At 45.9% G+C, this 19,037-nt stretch carries 19 protein-coding genes; 10 read left to right on the top strand and 9 right to left on the bottom strand.

Features of this window, described 5'->3' with window-relative positions; all coding sequences use genetic code 11:
* Positions 1-119: 119 nt before the first annotated feature.
* From M1L52_RS12420 to M1L52_RS12410, 3 genes are all read right to left on the bottom strand, one after another.
* On the bottom strand, positions 120-1,457 hold the full coding sequence (locus M1L52_RS12420; RefSeq protein WP_248615323.1) for an NADP-specific glutamate dehydrogenase: 1,338 nt from the start codon (positions 1,455-1,457) through the stop codon (positions 120-122).
* A gap of 365 nt (positions 1,458-1,822) precedes the next feature.
* Positions 1,823-2,449, bottom strand: a complete 627-nt coding sequence (locus M1L52_RS12415) for an OmpH family outer membrane protein (RefSeq protein WP_248615321.1) — start codon at positions 2,447-2,449, stop codon at positions 1,823-1,825.
* A 100-nt stretch (positions 2,450-2,549) separates the two neighbouring features.
* A complete protein-coding gene (locus M1L52_RS12410; RefSeq protein ID WP_248615320.1) occupies positions 2,550-2,747 on the bottom strand; it encodes a hypothetical protein in 198 nt (65 codons plus the stop codon).
* 67 nt (positions 2,748-2,814) lie between these two features.
* Between M1L52_RS12410 and M1L52_RS12405 the strand changes: the two genes are divergently transcribed.
* The 3 genes from M1L52_RS12405 to uvrA all read left to right on the top strand — a co-directional run bounded on the left by M1L52_RS12405 (position 2,815) and on the right by uvrA (position 7,526).
* A complete protein-coding gene (locus tag M1L52_RS12405) occupies positions 2,815-4,266 on the top strand; it encodes an aminoacyl-histidine dipeptidase (RefSeq protein WP_248615319.1) in 1,452 nt (483 codons plus the stop codon).
* Between the two features lie 68 nt (positions 4,267-4,334).
* Positions 4,335-4,694, top strand: coding sequence for a hypothetical protein (locus M1L52_RS12400; RefSeq protein ID WP_248615317.1), 360 nt, complete (start codon positions 4,335-4,337; stop codon positions 4,692-4,694).
* 3 nt (positions 4,695-4,697) lie between these two features.
* On the top strand, positions 4,698-7,526 hold the full coding sequence (gene uvrA / locus M1L52_RS12395; protein WP_248615316.1) for an excinuclease ABC subunit UvrA: 2,829 nt from the start codon (positions 4,698-4,700) through the stop codon (positions 7,524-7,526).
* A gap of 78 nt (positions 7,527-7,604) precedes the next feature.
* Here the strand turns inward: uvrA and M1L52_RS12390 are convergent, their stop codons facing one another.
* The 6 genes from M1L52_RS12390 to M1L52_RS12365 all read right to left on the bottom strand — a co-directional run bounded on the left by M1L52_RS12390 (position 7,605) and on the right by M1L52_RS12365 (position 13,982).
* The gene (locus M1L52_RS12390) at positions 7,605-8,684 is read right to left on the bottom strand and encodes an NAD-dependent epimerase/dehydratase family protein (protein WP_248615315.1); all 1,080 of its coding nucleotides are present in this window, start codon (positions 8,682-8,684) and stop codon (positions 7,605-7,607) included.
* 42 nt (positions 8,685-8,726) lie between these two features.
* Positions 8,727-9,464, bottom strand: coding sequence for a nucleotidyltransferase family protein (locus tag M1L52_RS12385; RefSeq protein WP_248615314.1), 738 nt, complete (start codon positions 9,462-9,464; stop codon positions 8,727-8,729).
* 24 nt (positions 9,465-9,488) lie between these two features.
* Entirely contained in the window at positions 9,489-10,631 is a 1,143-nt protein-coding gene (locus M1L52_RS12380; RefSeq protein WP_248615312.1) for a galactokinase, read from the bottom strand.
* 17 nt (positions 10,632-10,648) lie between these two features.
* Entirely contained in the window at positions 10,649-12,322 is a 1,674-nt protein-coding gene (locus tag M1L52_RS12375; RefSeq protein ID WP_248615309.1) for a nucleoside kinase, read from the bottom strand.
* A 100-nt stretch (positions 12,323-12,422) separates the two neighbouring features.
* Entirely contained in the window at positions 12,423-13,367 is a 945-nt protein-coding gene (locus tag M1L52_RS12370) for a DMT family transporter (RefSeq protein WP_248615308.1), read from the bottom strand.
* 6 nt (positions 13,368-13,373) lie between these two features.
* Positions 13,374-13,982, bottom strand: coding sequence for a nitroreductase family protein (locus tag M1L52_RS12365; protein WP_248615307.1), 609 nt, complete (start codon positions 13,980-13,982; stop codon positions 13,374-13,376).
* A gap of 131 nt (positions 13,983-14,113) precedes the next feature.
* On the opposite strand from M1L52_RS12365, the gene M1L52_RS12360 reads away from it, so the two are divergent.
* From M1L52_RS12360 to M1L52_RS12330, 7 genes are all read left to right on the top strand, one after another.
* The gene (locus M1L52_RS12360) at positions 14,114-14,263 is read left to right on the top strand and encodes a hypothetical protein (protein WP_248615306.1); all 150 of its coding nucleotides are present in this window, start codon (positions 14,114-14,116) and stop codon (positions 14,261-14,263) included.
* A 180-nt stretch (positions 14,264-14,443) separates the two neighbouring features.
* Positions 14,444-14,740 (top strand): nucleotidyltransferase family protein, encoded by a 297-nt coding sequence (locus M1L52_RS12355; RefSeq protein WP_248615305.1) that lies wholly within the window; start codon positions 14,444-14,446, stop codon positions 14,738-14,740.
* Positions 14,724-15,224 (top strand): DUF86 domain-containing protein, encoded by a 501-nt coding sequence (locus M1L52_RS12350; RefSeq protein WP_248615304.1) that lies wholly within the window; start codon positions 14,724-14,726, stop codon positions 15,222-15,224. The genes M1L52_RS12355 and M1L52_RS12350 overlap by 17 nt, the downstream gene beginning before the upstream one ends.
* 263 nt (positions 15,225-15,487) lie before the next feature.
* Positions 15,488-16,297 carry a hypothetical protein gene (locus M1L52_RS12345; protein ID WP_248615303.1) on the top strand — a complete coding sequence of 270 codons (810 nt, stop codon included), beginning with the start codon at positions 15,488-15,490 and terminating at the stop codon, positions 16,295-16,297.
* Between the two features lie 154 nt (positions 16,298-16,451).
* A complete protein-coding gene (locus M1L52_RS12340) occupies positions 16,452-16,922 on the top strand; it encodes a D-Ala-D-Ala carboxypeptidase family metallohydrolase (protein WP_248615302.1) in 471 nt (156 codons plus the stop codon).
* Between the two features lie 178 nt (positions 16,923-17,100).
* Positions 17,101-17,475 carry a hypothetical protein gene (locus M1L52_RS12335; protein WP_248615301.1) on the top strand — a complete coding sequence of 125 codons (375 nt, stop codon included), beginning with the start codon at positions 17,101-17,103 and terminating at the stop codon, positions 17,473-17,475.
* Between the two features lie 236 nt (positions 17,476-17,711).
* A complete protein-coding gene (locus M1L52_RS12330) occupies positions 17,712-19,034 on the top strand; it encodes a hypothetical protein (RefSeq protein WP_248615300.1) in 1,323 nt (440 codons plus the stop codon).
* Positions 19,035-19,037 lie beyond the last annotated feature (3 nt).

Below are 19,037 nucleotides of genomic sequence, written 5' to 3'. Positions count from 1 at the left end.
GAGTAATATATGCGGCAGTTGTTTTTTCTGTCAATTAAAACGGGCACATCAGAAATAATCCGATGCGCCTGTTTCTTATAAATTGTTTAGTTTTGTGCTTAAATGGAGTAGGGAAGTTTTTATACAAGACCCTGAGCCATCATAGCTTTAGCAACCTTCATGAAGCCGGCTACGTTAGCACCCTTCACATAATTGATATAGCCATCTGCCTGAGTACCATACTTAACACAGTTCTCGTGAATATCGTTCATGATGCGCTTCAGATAATCGTCAACCTCCTTAGCAGTCCAACTCAGACGCTCAGAGTTCTGTGACATCTCAAGACCACTTACTGATACACCACCAGCGTTAGAAGCCTTACCAGGAGCGTAGAGGATCTTGGCATCCTGGAAGATCTTGATGGCCTCTGGAAGTGAAGGCATGTTGGCACCCTCAGCAACAGCGATTACACCATTCTTCACCAGAGCAGCAGCCTCGTCGCCGTTGATCTCGTTCTGAGTTGCGCAGGGCAGGGCGATGTCAGCCTTCTCATACCAAGGACGCTTGCCCTCATAGTACTTAGCTGTTGGATATTCCTCAACATATTCCTTAATACGTCCGCGCTCAACGTTCTTCAGCTCCATGATGTAGTCGAGCTTAGCACGATCGATGCCATCTGGATCATAGATATAACCGTCAGAATCAGACATGGTCATAGGGATAGCACCCAACTGCAGGCACTTCTCAGCTGCATACTGGGCAACGTTACCAGCACCAGAGATAAGTACTTTCTTACCAGCAAGCTCAATACCACGTGTAGCAAGCATAGAAGTGAGGAAGTAAACAGTACCATAACCAGTAGCCTCAGGACGAATCAGTGAGCCGCCGAACTGGATTCCCTTACCAGTAAGAACGCCCTGGAACTGATGAGTGAGCTTCTTGTACTGGCCGAACATATAGCCAACCTCACGTCCACCTACGCCAATGTCGCCTGCGGGAACGTCCTCATCAGGACCGATGTGACGATACAACTCGTTCATGAAAGCCTGACAGAAACGCATTACTTCAGCCTCGCTCTTACCACGTGGAGAGAAGTCTGAACCACCCTTTGCGCCACCCATAGGAAGGGTAGTCAGAGAGTTCTTAAATGTCTGCTCAAATGCCAAGAATTTCAGGATACCAAGGTTTACGCTCTTGTGATAGCGAATACCACCTTTGTACGGGCCAATAGCATTATTGTGTTGAATGCGGTATCCCATGTTTGTCTGAACATTTCCTTTGTCATCAACCCATGTAACACGGAACTCAATGACACGATCGGGAATGCAAAGACGCTCAATAAGATTGTACTTTTCAAACTCGGGATGCTTGTTGTATTCTTCTTCGATTGTTGGAAGAACCTGACTAACTGCCTGAATGTATTCAGGCTCATTGGGGAATCTAACTTTAAGATCCTCTACAACTTTTGCTGCATTCATAATCTTTTTACTTTTAAATTAAACTAAACTATTGATAATAGGTTTTTGTTTCCTGTTGCAAAGGTATATCAAAATTTACAAATAACAAACATTTTATCACTAAAAATAGGTTTTTACTTACTTTTTGTTAGATTATTTGATTTAAATCATTTTATTTGATACATTTTCTAGTGTTATTACATAGTTATTATTAAACGCCAAGTTATTTCTAGAATCACCATTATGATAAATAGATTTTGTATAAGAATAATTGGAACCTCTTCTATCCTTATATCGGTTCCAATTATTTATTGAATTAATAAATATGTGTTTCTAATAAATTTACTTCTAATAAAATTACTTTATAATAAATTTACTCAGAAAGATTATTTCTCAGATTTCTTTTCGTCTGATTTCTTTGTTCCTTCAGTTTTATTTGATGTTTTCTTGTAGCGTTTGTTAAGACCATTGATAACATCCTGAGTTATATCAAACTTTTTGCCTGCATACAAGATTGCACTCTTATTAATAATCATGTCATATTTCTTTTCCTTATTATATACTTCAAGGAAATTATTCAGGCTGTCCTGTAATGACTGAAGAAATTTTTGCTGTTCGTTAGCGAGTTCGTTCTCAAGACGTGCCTGAAGAGCAGCCAAGTCGTTCTGTTGACGCTGGAGTGCAGCCTGTGCAGATTCAGCCTGTTCACGACTTGTAAAGCCATTATTCTGTAGTTTCTGCTGGAAATTGTTGGCTGCAGCCTGAAACTGATTACCTTTCTGGGTAAGTGTATTACGTGCGTTAAGGCTCTTCTTTTCGAGTTCTTTGCTTTTTTCCTTAGCATACTCAAACTGTGTCATGATTGAGTCAACTTCAACGTATGCAATACGCAAATCTGTCTGAGCCTCGGAAGAAGCACTTGAAGCTGGATTCTCGTCAATTTTTGGACTTTGATTGTTACATGCTGTCAGAACGATAGCAAATGTTGTTGCGAGTAAAAATAGTTTCTTCATATATATAATAATGTATATTGTTTCTTTAATGTGTAATGTTTAATAGATATTGTTGATTTAACATCTTAGTTATTGGTTGTTATTTGGATTGAGCACTCCCCTATCGTAATAATGGCTTTTTCTGACGAGCTTCCTTGTCTTGGTCCATCACACAATGAATACCGCGTTCACGCATAGCTTCTGAGTCATGAATATGCTGAGAAGAAAATGTTCCGTTTTTCTTTAAAAGCACTTTGACACATAAAAATGCCATTGCTATAGCAATTATTAACGTGGTTAATATAAGAGTTTCAATCATTTTTGCTAATTTTGCGGTGCAAAGTTAATCAATTAATTTAGAATAGTAATAATAAAAAGGATTAATAATGAATAAAAGTGAGTTAAAACCCGCTGTGGTATTTGAACAGTTTGCAAAGATTAACGCAATACCACGTTCATCAAAACGTGAAGAGAAAATGATTGAGTATTTGAAGTCTTGGGGTGAAAGCCACGGCCTCGATACTAAGGTTGATGAGACAGGAAATGTCATTATTCGTAAGCCAGCAACGAAAGGCATGGAAGGACGTAAGACAGTTATTCTCCAGAGCCATATGGATATGGTATGCGATAAGCTCGTTGATGTTGATTTCGACTTCGACAATGATCCTATTAAGACTTATATCGATGGCGAATGGCTTACTGCTGAAGGCACTACGCTGGGAGCTGACGATGGCATCGGATGCGCTATAGAGCTTGCTATCCTTGAGAGCAACGATATTGAGCATGGACCTCTTGAGTGTGTTTTCACTCGCGATGAGGAGACAGGACTCAGTGGAGCTGAAGGAATGAAGCCTGGTTTCATGACTGGCGACTATCTTATAAACCTTGACTCTGAGGATGAAGGTGAAGTATTCGTTTCATGTGCTGGTGGACGTAACACTACAGCCACGTTCACTTTCAATCGCGAAGCGCCCTCTCCCACTCTTTTCTTCATGCGTGGTCAGCTGAAGGGACTTGTAGGCGGACATTCAGGCGATGATATCAACAAGAAACGTGCTAATGCAATAAAGATTCTTGGACGTTTCCTGTATAAGATGATCAATAAGTACGAAGGCATTCGTCTGGCACAGTTCCATTCTGGTAAACTTCATAATGCCATTCCTCGTGACGGGTCTTTTGTTATTGCCGTTCCATTCGAACTGAAAGAAAATGTAATGGTAGATTGGAATGTGTTCAACTCAGAGGTTGAAGATGAATTCCATGTTACTGACACTCAGATGGTGTGGAATATGGAATCTACTGATGCTGAGCCTGTTATCGAAGACACAGTCGCAAAGAATTTTATCAGAGCCTTACAGGCAGTTGACAACGGCATTTATGCCATCTGTCAAGATGAAGCACTTGGTGGTATGGTTGAGACATCATCCAACATTGCAAGTGTACATACTGAAGAGACTGTGATAAATATCCTTTCTTCTCAGCGAAGCAATGTGATGTCGAACCTTGACAATATGTGTGCCACTATCGTTGCAACTTTCGAGCTCGCAGGAGCCAAAGCCTGGAGCAGCGATGGCTATCCAGCATGGAAGATGCGTCCAGACAGCAAACTCACTGAGATTGTTCGTCAGTCATACGTTGACCTGTTCGGAAAGGAGCCTGTTGTAAGAGGTATTCATGCTGGTCTTGAGTGCGGTTTGTTCTCTGAGCGCTATCCAAATCTCGATATGGTAAGCTTCGGACCTACACTCCGCTATGTCCATACTCCTGACGAGCGATTGCTCATTCCTACAGTCCAGATGGTATGGGATCATCTGTTGCTTGTCCTGAAGCGCATCTAATCCTATATAATATGTAATGAAAATAGTGGCTATTAAATACCCAAATAATTAATGCATTTGATATCATTATGAATATAAAGCATTTCTTCCTAGTTTGCGCTTCGTTTGCGTTGTTGTCTTCTTGTGGCCAGCAGAGCGACGCTGAGCAACTTGTAGAGCAGTTCATAACAGATTATGCTGTTGACCCAACACAAATTGACGTGATAGAATTCAACAAGCTCGACTCTACGAAAAACATTAATGATTCTATCGTCAATGCGATGCAGAGCAAAACTGACGAATTGTTCAAGAATGATATTGACTATTCCGTTAAGCAATCAGGCAGAATGCTCTATTTCATAAGGATGCACTATGCTTACAAGGGCGACACGCTTAGCAAGACGTTCTATATTGACGAGTCAATGCAACACATCGTATCATTCAAATAGACCATGAAAGCAAGCGACAAGGATAACGGTATAATAAAGATAAAGGGAGCTCGCGTCAACAATCTGAAAAATGTTGACGTGAGCATTCCGCGTAACAAACTTGTGGTAATAGCGGGTGTATCAGGAAGTGGCAAATCGTCACTCGCCTTCGACACGCTCTATGCTGAAGGACAGCGCCGTTACGTGGAAAGTCTCTCCAGCTATGCCCGCCAGTTCCTTGGTCGTATGAACAAGCCTGAATGCGACTTCATTCGTGGCATTCCGCCAGCAATTGCCATCGAGCAGAAGGTAATATCTCGCAATCCTCGAAGCACAGTAGGCACTTCTACTGAGATATATGAATATCTGCGTCTTCTCTTTGCACGCATAGGCCACACCTATTCACCAATAAGCGGTGAAGAAGTAAAGAAGCATTCTACTGACGATGTCGTTGCAAAGATGTTAGAGTTCTCCAAAGGCACTAAGTTTGCCGTAATGGCTCCGCTTATTGTTCCTGAAGGAAGAACTGCCGAGCAACAGTTAAAAGCCATTCAACTTCAGGGATTCTCAAGAATCTTTGCTGGCAATGACTTTATTAGGATTGATGACTATCTCGAAAACATCAACGAAAACAACACTTCACCAATTTATATTGTTGTCGATCGATTGTCTGTAGATGATGCCAGCGACAATATTTCCCGTTTGGTTGACTCTGCAGAGACAGCATTCTATGAAGGAAAGGGCGAGCTTCGTCTTATGTTCCTTCCTTCAAACATCAGCTACGACTTCTCAATGCGTTTCGAGGCCGACGGAATGGCATTCGACGAGCCTACCGACCAACTTTTCTCTTTCAACTCCCCTATCGGGGCTTGCCCTGAGTGTCAGGGGTTTGGCAGTATTATAGGCATCGATGAACACCTTGTTGTTCCAAATACTTCTTTGTCAGTATATGATGGCTGTGTGGTATGCTGGCATGGAGAGAAGATGGCCGAGTGGAAGAATTGGTTCTGCCGAAATGCTGCTGCCGACGATTTCCCCATATTCGAGCCATATTATTCGCTTACTCAGCAGCAGAAAGACCAGCTTTGGCATGGTCTTCCAAGCGACAGCCACAAGTCCTTGGAGGAAAAACCTTGTATCGACTCGTTCTTCCAGATGGTTAAGGACAACCAGTACAAGATTCAGTATCGTGTCATGCTCAGTCGCTATCGTGGAAAGACTGTCTGTCCGAAATGTCACGGCACACGTCTGAAGCCTGAAGCCAATTATGTTAAGATTGCGGGCAGAAGCATCAGCGATATTGTTCAGATGCCTGTTACACGACTGGCAGAATGGTTCCGACAGTTGGAACTCAATGAGCATGACAGCGAGGTTGGTAAGCGCCTTATCAGGGAGATAACATCCCGTCTGCAATTCCTTGTTGACGTTGGTCTTGGCTATCTAACACTAAACCGCCAATCAAACACGCTCAGTGGTGGTGAGAGCCAGCGCATTAATCTCTGCACATCGCTTGGAAGCAGTCTTGTCGGCTCGCTATATATCCTCGACGAGCCATCCATAGGACTTCATTCTCGCGATACCGAGAGACTTATCCACGTGCTTCGCCAGTTGCAGGCATTAGGCAATACTGTTGTCGTTGTAGAGCACGACGAAGAGATGATACGTGCTGCCGACTATCTCATTGATGTAGGCCCCGATGCAGGTCGCCTTGGTGGTGAGATTGTCTTTACTGGCAATCCAAATGAAATAAACGATGATTCCTTGAAACAGAATCCTAAGAGCTATACAGTTCAGTATCTGCTTCATAAGCTTACTCTCCCCACCCCATTTTCCCGTCGTCCATGGAATCAGCATGTTGACATTATAGGTGCCCGCATGAACAATCTTCGCGGCATCGACGTGCAGATTCCGCTTAACGTGATGACTGTTGTAACAGGTGTGTCGGGCAGTGGTAAGTCGTCGCTTATAAAAGGCATCCTCTATCCGTCGTTAAAACGCCTCATGGGTGAAGTCTGTGATGCCCCAGGCGAATTTATCCGTCTCGATGGTGACATCAGCTCTATTAAACACATAGAGTTTGTCGATCAGAACCCTATTGGCAAATCGTCGCGTTCTAACCCTGCCACTTACCTCAAGGCATACGACGCCATTCGTGAGTTATATGCCAGCCAACCACTTGCCAAACAGATGGGCTTCACACCACAGTTCTTCTCGTTCAATACCGATGGTGGCCGTTGTGACGAGTGCAAGGGTGCAGGCACTATTACTGTTGAGATGCAGTTCATGGCCGACATCGTCCTTGAGTGTGAGGCATGTCACGGACACAGGTTCAAGCACGACATACTCGACGTGAGATTCGAGGGACTGAACATTGACGATGTGCTTAACCTCACTATTGATGAGGCTCTGAAATTCTTTGGCGATCACAACCAGAAACAGATTGTTTCTCGACTAAAGCCACTTGCCGATGTTGGCCTTGGCTACATAAAACTTGGTCAGAGCTCTTCTACCCTTTCAGGTGGTGAGAACCAGCGCGTAAAACTCGCTTACTTCATTGGTCAGGAGCGACAGGAACCAACAATGTTCATCTTCGACGAGCCAACAACAGGTCTTCATTTTCACGACATCCATCGTCTTATGTCGTCGTTCAACGCCCTGATTGAGCGTGGACACACGATAATAATAATAGAGCATAACCTCGATGTCATTCGACAGGCCGACTGGGTTATCGACTTAGGTCCTGAAGGTGGTGATCGCGGAGGCGGACTTGTTGTCTGCGGCACTCCCGAACAGGTGGCCGACTGCCCTCAGAGCATCACAGGAAAATTCCTGAAAGCAGCACTAAACTCATAATAAAAAAAGTAACGGCTGCGATTAAAGTTTTACTTCGCAGTCGTTACTATAATTATCTATATATTAACAATATAGATATTAATTCATATAGTATTTCTTATACCATTCTGCGAAATTTCTCAGTCCTTCTCTAAGCGTTGTCGATGGTTTGAATCCGTAGTCACGTTCCAGTGCCGATGTGTCAGCAAATGTTACGGGCACGTCGCCTGGCTGCATTGGTACCAGTTGCTTGTGTGCCTCGAAGTCATAGTCGGCAGGAAGCACTTCTGCCCTTATAAGTTCCTGCTGAAGAATGTTCACAAATTCGAGCAGGTTCTCTGGATTGCTATTGCCAATATTATAAACTGCATATGGAGGAAGAGGTAGTCCGTCTTCTCCTATGTTGCGCGACGGAGCGCCTTGCATGATGCGCACTACACCCTCGACAATATCATCCACGTAAGTGAAGTCACGCTTACAGTTTCCGTAGTTGAATATCTGGATTGTCTCACCTTTCAGCAGCTTGTTTGTGAATCCGAAATACGCCATGTCGGGACGTCCTGCAGGACCATAGACCGTGAAGAAGCGCAGTCCTGTAGAAGGTATATTGTAGAGCTTGGAATATGAATGTGCCAGCAGCTCATTGCTCTTCTTCGTAGCAGCATAGAGTGACACAGGGTTGTCCACCTTGTCGTCAGTAGAATAAGGCACCTTCTTGTTTGAACCATAGACGCTCGATGAGCTTGCATAAACCAGATGCTCTACCCCACTCTGACCATTGTCGTAGGAATGTCTGCATGCTTCAAGGATGTTGTAAAATCCAATGAGGTTTGACTGTATATATGCGTCAGGATTTGTTATTGAGTAGCGCACTCCTGCCTGAGCGGCGAGATTCACCACGACAGCCGGCTTATATTCTGCAAAGAGGCCGTCTATCGTTGTCTTATCGGCTATGTCGCCCTTTACGAATACATATTTCGTACCCTCTGGCACCAGTTGCTCTAATTCTTTCAGGCGTGCTTCCTTCAGCGTAACATCGTAATAGTCGTTCATATTGTCTATTCCAACGATGGTAGCCCCTTTCACATCATGAAAGAGTCGCTTTACCAGATTACTTCCTATGAATCCAGCTGAACCTGTGACCAATATACATTTGTTGTCTAATGTAATCTTTTCCATTTTTGTTTTCCTACAATTTATATTTCTGTAATTCTTTTCAATCTATTCCTTTCCGTATTTCTCCACAGCCTCGTAATATGTGTCCAGACTGCCTATGTCGAATCGTCCTGCAGTCATCTGCCAGGCATGCATCTCCGTGTTGTCCACCATATAGTGAGCCAAGTTGCCTGGCGCATCCTTACCACAGCCGTTCTCAACAGAGTGACGTATCAGTTCCAGGTCTTTCTTCTTATATATATAAAAAGGTGGTACGGCCCAATGGCTCTTCGGCTCTTGTGGTTTCTCTTCCATATTTAATACTCTCATGTTGTCGTCGAGCACCACAACACCAGTCCTCTGCAGTTTTTCTATTGAAGGCTGTTCGTGACACATGATGCATGATGTGCCTTTCTCGTTGGCAAAGTCAACAAACTCCTTAAACGAGAAAAACAGCAGGTTGTCAGCTGCCACAACAAGCATGTCGTCATCAACCTTGAGCTTCTCCATAGCAAACAGGAGGTCGCACACAGCGCCAAGACGTGTCTCGTTGGTCTCTGTTCCATCGTCAATGATGGTTATTGGCTTCTTGTAGTGAGTCTCTTTTGCCCACTGGTCAAAGATGGGAGCGAACTTATGATTAGTTATTATCACATGTTCGTCTATCTCATCAATGTTGTCAATATCGTCGAGCATTCGTCCAAGGATGGTATTCGACCCAATTTTCAACAGAGGCTTGGGAAAATTCTTCGTCAGCTCTCCAAGACGTGTGGCATAGCCTGCTGCTATAACTATATTCTTCATGTCTATTTTTTTGTTTTTGCTTCCTTATACGAATCGTGCGCCATCATCGGGCTTCACCCAATACACATGGAATGTCTTCTCGTATTCTGGGAACTGTTCCAGATAGCGCTTTGTCAGTTCCTTTTCTATTGTCTCTTTATGCTCAGGGTTAACAAGTGCTATGCAAGCTCCCTTGAATCCTGCTCCCGAGAATCGTCCGCCATATATTCCTGGCAGCGACCTCATTATCTCGTAGATGGCTATCAGCTCTGGCGATCCGCATTCGTAGTTGTTTATTGAGCTCTCACAGGAGTCGAACGACAGTTTGCCAAACAGCTTCATGTTGCCCGTCTCCCATGCAGTAACGCCCTGACGCACACGTCGGTACTCGCTGTAGAAGTGCTCAGCACGGCGTGCGAAACGAGCAGGCATTGCTATGCGTGTCTTCTCAAATGTTGCCTTGGGAATGTCGCGCAGGAATGTCTTGTCAAATGTTTTCAGAGGCTGGTCTGTATATGCAAGCATGTTCCATGCAGCTGTCTTACATTCATACACACGCAGATTATAGTCGCTGTTCACCAGCGAGCGTGTCAGTCCTGAGAAGAATATGCCTATCTCAAACGTGGGCATATCGGGGTTGCGCTTTATTATGCGATACTCGTTGGTGTCACAGTCCAGGAAGAGCAGTCCGTCTTTCTTTCCCAGGGTTATACACGCCTGATCAAGCAGACCGTTGTTCAGTCCAATGTACTCGCGCTCAGCTTCCGAAGCTATCTGGACCACCTCAAATGGCTGTAGCTTTATGCCGTTGGCTTTGGCAAACGCCATCACATAAGCCGTAAGCACAGCAGCACTTGACGACAGTCCGCCCACTGGCAGCGAGCCTTTTATCACGCCTTCTATGCCTTTCTCCAGCTCGAAACGCTTGCGAAGCGCATACTTGGCGCCGCGAGCATAGTCACCCCAGTGATGCTCTCTCACCTGCGACGGAGCGTTAATAGCAAAGTCCACATCGCCCTCGAAAGTGAGCGATTTCAGCTTTACCTGTCCGTCATCACGCACGTTGAACCACAGGTCAACGCCTTTGTCTATTGCAAATCCCGTCACGAGTCCATGCTGATGGTCCACGTGTGCTCCTAAGGGACAAACGCGATATGGAGCGAAGATATGATACTGGTACTGTTCCATTATGTTTCGTAGTTTTATTAGTATTTAAAGCTGCTGCCTCCCACAAACTCACGCATGATTGATGTTGGAGGTATCTCCTTGTCGCTCACCGGGATGAAGTAGCGTATAAACTTCAGCAGTCGGTGAGCTTCTGCATATTCAGGACAGTTCTTTGGCACCGATGTGAGTATTATCTCTGCGTGAGTGCGCAGCACGGCAAACTCAATGTTCAGCGCCGAGTTAAACATCACGTCGGCTGTCTCCTGATATGGGAATATCCACTGGTCTTCTGCGTCGCACACGTTTTTCCACTGGGCTATCGTCTCTCTAGCTGTGAATGCGCCTTTGTTATAGTCGCGTATGATGCGTCTAAGCAGGCGGTTGTCGCGCACTGGTATCCAGTTGTGGTCGTCGAGTGAAATGCTTGTCAGTGCCGAGATGTATATCTTGTATTTCATCTCGTCGCCAATAGTTTTCGTCAGCAGAGGGTTCAGCGCATGTATTCCCTCAATTATCAGCACGGTGTCCGACTGCAGTTTGAGCTTCTTGCCGTTCCACTCGCGCCTGCCTGTGGTGAAGTTATATTCTGGCACCTCCACGCGTTCGCCCTGCATGAGTCTTGTCAGATGTTCTTCCAGCAGGTGGTAGTCCACAGTCTCTATGTTGTCGAAGTCATAGTCACCATTAGGTAGCTTCGGCGTGTCCACTCTGTTCACGAAGTAATCGTCTGTTGAGAACGACAGCGGTCTCAGTCCGCATGCCAGCAGCTGTACTGACAGTCGCTTGCAGAACGTGGTCTTTCCTGAGCTCGATGGTCCTGTGATGAGCACTATCTTCACCTTGCCGTTCTCCACCCTGTCGGCTATCTCTTCTGCTATCTTCACAATCTTTTTCTCCTGCAAAGCCTCGCTCACCTGTATGAGCTCCGAAGCATGTCCCTTCAGGACAGCCTTGTTCACATCGCCCGCATTCGAAAGTCGCATTATGATGTCCCACTTCGTCTTCTCTGCAAACATCTCGAAGGTCTTTGGCTGGTCCACCTTCTCCGCCAGCTTCATGGGGTTGTTCCAGTCGGGCACACGAAGCAGCAATCCGTCCTGATAACGCTCCAGCCCCCACACCTTCAGATAGCCTGCCGAAGGCACCAATGGTCCGTAGTAGTAGTCCACGGTATCGCCCAGCGTGTAGTAGTCTGTATAAATCTGTCCGCTCGTCTCTATCAGCTTCACCTTGTCTGAGAATCCGCGCTCTGAGAAGACCCTCAGCGCCTCTTCTGTAGTTGCCTCTGTGCGTCGGAACGGCATGTCCAGGTCTATTATCTCCTGTATGCGCTGGCAGAGCTGTTCAACATTCTCGTCAGTGAGTGGCTCGTTGCTCTTCTTCTTGAAGTTGCAGTAATAGCCTCTGCACAGCGAGTGCTCTATGAACAGCTTTGATCCGGGGAACAGGTCTTGTGTGGCCTTGTAAAGCACGAAGCTCAGCGAGCGTACATATACGCGGTGGCCACTTCCCTCTCGTGCGTCGAGGAACTCCACATCGCGATTCTGGTACAGTCGGAATTTCAGTCCCTGAGGTGTGTTGTTCACCTTTGCCGACACCACCGGATATGGCAGTTTTATCTCGTCGGCAAACTCTTGATAGACATCGAGGAGCGATGCGCCTTCCGGGAAACTCTTTGTTACGTTGTTGTTAGTACAGCGGATTTGAAGCATGTGCCTATGGATTGTATTGTCTTGTTTTAAATCTGTAGTCTTTCTATATTGCAAAGGTACACAATATTATTGATACAAAAGAATAATTGTGAAAAAATATCTATTTCTTCCCTTTGTTTATGATGTATATACCTGTTGCTGCCAAAACAGCGGCGAGAGCGTATTTCGAATAAAACGTTTCTCCAAGACACATGCACGATGTTACTGCGCCTACTACAGGTATTAGCGAGTTCCAAATGGCCACCTTTCCCATTGGGTTGCAAGTCAGCAGCTTGTTATAGAGCGTGAAGCCTATGGTAGATATGCCAATGAGTAGCGCCAGTATCACTATACCCCAAGGCGTCACATTATGCAAAGTGCCACCCATCATGAGTCCTGGAATGACGAGTAGCGCTCCTCCCACGCTGAGGCTGTAGCCAGTACCCACGAACACATCAACACGCTTGTTCACACCTCGCGTCATCAGTCCCGCAAAGGCTCCACAAAGAGCATTCGCTATTATCAGTCCGTCGCCCATCAGCGTGAACGCCCCACTCTCCTCCCCTCCAAGGTTTAGGGCCATTATGCCGAGGAAGCCCGTCACACAGCCCAGAACCTTTCTGAAGATCAATTTGTCGCTCTTGTAAAAAGCACAGGCCAACAGAACTAAAGCGAAGACACTCAATGAGTTAAGTATCGACGCTCTGGAACCTAAACTATACGACAGTCCTATGTAGAATGCCGCATAGTGAAGCGTGGTGTTAAGTAGCGCAAAGAGCAGCAGGAACAAACAACTGCCCACCACACTCTTTCTGCCATCCTCCTTGAGTGAAAACGACCTCCCTGTCAGTCTGGCTATAGTCAGTATGATGAGGCCCGACAAGCAGAAGCGTATTCCGGCAAAGAGCATCTTGCTCCCCGTCATATCCCGTCCGATGCCGAACTCAGCAAATCCGAGCTTTATCAGCGGATATGCCCATCCCCATGCGAAGGCAGCCGTAAACGCAAACAGAGCCACCCACGCAGGTCGCTGAAAGAGCGACGCCGTCGGTTTTGCTGCATTCATAGTTACTTACTCCGCCTTACCACCAAACTCGTTATATGACACGTTCTCAGGCTTCCATTTATCCTTTGGTTTAGGCTGTTCTGCAGGATGGCCAATGGCGATGACGCACAGAGGAACGATGTTCTTTGGCAATTTCAATACCTTGGAAACCTCGGCAACGCGGTCTTCCATAGGATAACAGCCTGTCCATACAGCTCCGAGTCCTAGGGCATGGGCAGCAAGGAGGATGTTCTCTGTAGCTGCCGAGCAGTCCTGAATCCAATAATCTTGTGCCTTTCCCTGCAAAGCCTTGTCCAGATTGCCACAAACCACAATGGCCACACCTGCCTGCTTAATCATGCCTCTGCGACCAGCAAGCTCTGCCAGTTTGTCCTTGTTGGTAACTGCTACGAAATGCCAGGGTTGCTTGTTGACGGCTGTGGGAGCAGCCATGCCTGCACGAAGCATTGTCTCAATGTCAGCCTTTGAAACTGGCTCATTGGTGTACTGTCGGATGCTGGTGCGCGTCATGATGTTGTTGATGGCAACCTGTGCATCCTTGTTCTCTACTTTCTGCTGGGCTGAAATGGTCAGCACGCCCATCATTGCCATAAGGCATACAATTAATTTTTTCATATCAGTATTCAATAATCTGGTCTATCATATCACAAAACATATTAAATCAATGGGCAAATATAAGAAAAATCCATGAATATTTGCTACCTTTGTGCCCAATTATTACGATTCTTTAATGATTTCAGATATTTATGGCATATATTAATCGTTATAATCAGTCCGACGAAGGACGGCGCGATGAACTCATCCGCATCATCGAGCACAGTGTTGAGAAACTGACTCTGGCCGAGTTGGAGGCCCTGTATTATGACATGACCACTAAATCCTATATTAATGATTAATTACATGAAGAAATTACTCTTAGTCTGTATTGGCTGTTTCTTTTCCGCACTTTTTTTGATGTTTTTATTCTTGTTTTCGAAATCTTGTTGTATATTTGCAGCAGAATAACGAAAAACTTTGAATTTAAGTTGAAGGTTAATTATTGACAAAACGGCTATTGATACATCAAACAGACTGCTATGAGTACACAAGCGATAACACAACAGATAGCTGAATACTTCAAGACGCAACCCGTCCTGAGGGCATGGATTTTCGGTTCCTTCTCCAGAGGTGAGGAGACACCGTTGAGCGATGTCGACATCCTCGTTGTCCTTGATCATTCACAGCCCATCGGTCTAAAATTCTTCGGCATGTGGAACGATCTTGAGAAGTTGCTCGACCGCCCAGTAGATTTGGTGACAGAAAATTCTTTGGCCGACTTTGCCCGCGAGAGTGTTGAACGAGATAAAATCCTGATTTATGAGAGAGCAGCCTAAAGACCGTGAACGCTTGGCGCACATACTTGATGCCATCGACACTATCCTCAATCGCTGTGAGAAAATGACGCGTGAGGAACTGACTGTTGACAAGGTGTTGTTTGGCGGCATCGCTTATCACACGATGATTATCGGCGAGGCAGCCTATAACCTCACCAAAGCTTTCTGCGAGGCACATCCTGAAACACCGTGGATAATGATAACCAAGATGCGCCATAACCTTGCACATGGCTACTATCAAGTAGATCCCGACATTGTCTGGTCGGTCATCCGCGACGACCTGCCGCCTCTGCGCGAGCAAGTGGCTCGCTATTTGGCTGAGACCGACTGGGATGAGTGGGAGAAGAACTTTTCGGTGGTGAAGGAGACTGCTGTCCACAAAAATATGATACAGACCGCACAACGCATGAAGCGCGATGGTATGGACTCTAAGCTAATCTCCCGTTATACAGGACTGACTGTAGCGGAGATAGAGTCTCTTTAAATAATAATGTATAGCCTTTAAAACCGCGATGCCTATGGGCTGAGAAAGATATAACTCAAATACTATAGAAGAGATAGAGGCCAAATTGAGCACAAAATGACTCAGTTATATCCGCCTACGTCTATCTCTCTGACTATCTGAGAACTAACAATCATTAACATAATTATATTCCCGTTCGTTGATATGGCGAGCGGGAATTTTTTGTACCTTTGCGCCTCATTTTTCACTAAAGTAATCTATACTACGAATCTATGAATAAAAGCTTGAATATTGAAGAATTGAAAGAGGCAGCACAGGATGGCCGTCGCTTGCTTGAACGTGATGAGGAGAGAATAGCAGAAGAGGCTCGTCGGTTGCAGGGACTGTTGCTGACGCTGTCGGCTACCGAAGACCTGCTGGACGAGATTAGCCAGCTGAGGAATGACAACGAGGCACTACGCGAAGAGAACGAAGGGCTGCAAAGGCAATTACAGGAGAAAGATGACCAACTGCAGGAGAAGGATATGCAACTGAAGGAAAAGGACATGCAACTGAAAGAGTTGGGCAAACTATCGGCTGGAGTCGCTAAGAAGTCGTCACAGGATGATGTGTCGAAGGCCTTGCGCATATATCTGAACACATCGAAGCGCAAAACACTAAGCAAGCGCGAGGCTGCCAAGACGGTGTTCCTGGAGCTGATAACAGCTGCCAAGCTGGAGTTGTCTGAGGAGATAATGGAACTGCTGAACCATTTCGACGATGAACAGATTGTGGAGACGGCGCAAGTGGGCGCTGGCGGTAGCGTAACCGATGATATGAGCGAACTGTTTACAGACGAGGCGCAAGTGTTGTGGCAACGTCTGAGGAATGCTGGGTTCATAGTGCCCGACGGCTATGCTCTGGCCGAGGGCGTGTCGGCCAATCAGGCTGCCTACTTAGCGACGGCGATGGCTGAAAGATTGCAGATAAAAAAGAAGTGGAAACTGTTTCAGCAGCTGTGGGGCATTCCAAACATGGCACAGCTAGCTGGCTCGTGGCAACAGACAGGTAAGTTGCCGCCCGATGCACGCCGAATAGACGACCTCTTGAAATAGCCCATAAACAGGGCGTTTACGGTCTTATATAAGTCTTATAGTAAGTCTTATATAAGACCTTTTTCTTTGCCAATACTCATACCTTTGCCAGCGAAATCACAAGTCTGCAGACGATTTCGAAAGTAACATTATTCATATAAAAAACTTTACTATTATGACAAAGGAAAACAATAAAACAAATAAGCTTGAAGGCGTTCGATTGACGCCACACTTCACTCTCGAGGAGATGACACGCACCAACGTGAAGCTGGGATACCTCGACCAGCAGCGACAGACACAGCCCGACGCAAAGGTGATAGATAACCTGACAAGGGTGTGCCAGTGGTTGGAGAAAGTGAGGGAGGTGCCTATCATCATCAACAGTGGCTACAGGTGCAAGGAGCTGAACAGGTTGGTGGGAGGATGCCCCACGTCGAACCACCTAACGGGATGTGCTGCCGACATTCGCGTCAACAGCAAGGAACAGCTGCTGCGTTATGCGGTGAAGCTGCTCGACATTAGCGACGAGACAGGTCAGGACTTCGACGAGATACTCCTGGAGCGTAACGCCCGCGAATACTGGTTACACTTCGCCGTGAGACCTAAAAACAACCGCAGGAAAATTCATCTCATTAACGTGATATAAAAACAATTTCTTTTGAAACGAATGATCCTAATTGACTCTAATTTTTCTCACGAATTATGGAAATAATTGTCTTAGGCAAAGATTTAGATTAGAGAAATTCGTGGATAGAATTAATTCTAATTAGGGAAATTCGTTTCTGAAAAACAACAAACAACAATTTCTTTTAAAAACAACGATTATGAAAAAGATATCTAAACGACTGAACAAGAACAAAGAACTGTGTATGGACGTGACAACCTATCTGCGGAGCGACCGCCGCATGAAGGCCGGCAAGAGCTATCAGGGCGTGCTGCGCCGCGATGTGGAGGCCGACGAGTACCGCTACAACGAGACGATGACCTTCATAGAGACCTGTAGTGAGAAGCGTGTGAAGCGCAACCCACACATCTTCAAGGGAGAGCACATCACAGTCACCCAGCGCGACAACGGTACCTACGGCCTTAATTTCCGCGACGTGCATATAGAAGAACCTGGATTCAGTGTGGCACAATTCGCTACCTCCGTGGCCAACGAACTAATGTGGGCATTGGAGGGCCTGGTAGGGAAAAGGTAAAAAGTAAAAAGCCAAAATCATTACATTACAGTCATTACAGTTAAAAAAAGGGGGGTATACATCTTCTTCTAATCCCTTAAATTTATTTATAACTTATTGATATATAATTAGTTATATATATTATATATAGAATATAGAGGAAATGCATACCCTCAAAAAAACGACTGTAATGACTGTAATGTAATGGTTGGACCAATATTAATTCATTATTAATTCATCTAAAAAGCTAATAATCAATGAGATACGATATCAGTAAACAGAAGGCACCAGAGATGCCTAACCTCGGAAAAGGCACAGAATGCATCAAAATACTGCTTTCACAGGCCTCAAAAGACATGTATGAACCCCTCGTTCCGATGTTTTTCCCCGTTCTTGGCGCACACATCAGCGGCGCAGAATTTCAATATCCCGACCTCACTTGGAAGGAAATGTGTGGCCAAATGGCACATCTCGTTGCTGATTCGGGCAACAACAAGGGCCAATTGGGCAACTTGGTGGAAGCTATTTGCCGCGATTTCCGTCAGCACGACAAGGAGGAATTGGATAAACTAGTGGAATGGTCAAGGCAGACAAAGACTCGTGGGTCAAACAAAGAGAAGCCTGCCAGACCGGATGTGGCCATACTCTTCCCACCAACCGACACCACGCGTGCAGGCTTCCTACAGAACGCCATGGGCTGTGAGAAGTTGGGGGGAAGAACTCAGTACTTCAACCTGCCTGAAGTGGAAATGGCTGACGAACTATGTGGCGGACACAAGCAGGTCTCCCACCTTCTGCGCAATGTTTATGATAGAATGCATGCAGGCGCCATGCGCGCCACGGCCGACGGCATAACAGGCGACCCAATACTGCGTGTGTGCATGACCATATCATCGACACCGGTTGCAGCACGTAGTTTCTACAAGAAAGAACTGTTCAACGGCACTTTTGGACGAATGGTCTTCTCCTACAAGGCGCGCGGCAATCGCAGCGGACGCATACCGCGACAAGGACAGTACAGTGAAGACTTCTACCAGAAGCTCGACGAATATTTGAAACGCCTTGATATCTGTAAGGGACGCTACGTCATAAGACCGCTAAACAAGCTGACGGACAAGCTGGCCGAGGATATGGCATCGATAGCCGATCTGACCGACGATGACGTGCTGTGGGACATGTCGAAGCGAGCATTGGTCTCGGCATGGAAGGCTGGATGCATTCTCTGGGCGCTCAATAACCAGACGTGGACGAAGGCCATGGGAGATATGGTGGAATGGCTGCTATACCGAGATATCTGGAGCAAACTCAGAATCTTCTCAGACCTGCTCAAGGGGGGCGATGCCAGCATCCAAGAAGCCGCCAAAGGCGGTCCGAAGAACATGCTCGACTCGCTGCCCAACAGCTTCAACGAGGCACAGCTGGAGGCGCTACGCTTGGAGTCTGGAAAGAGCAAGGAAGGCACGAAGAACCAGTTGCGCGTATGGGTGTTCCGCAAGTTCATCACCTACTCTGCGCAGACAGGACTGTACAGCAAAACAGAAGAATACCTGAAACAGACTCTCCCCTCACCCTCCCTGTGAGGG

The sequence above is a fragment of the Prevotella sp. E13-27 genome (assembly GCF_023217965.1).
Lineage (GTDB): Bacteria > Bacteroidota > Bacteroidia > Bacteroidales > Bacteroidaceae > Prevotella.
This window is presented reverse-complemented; position numbering and strand designations above follow the sequence as displayed.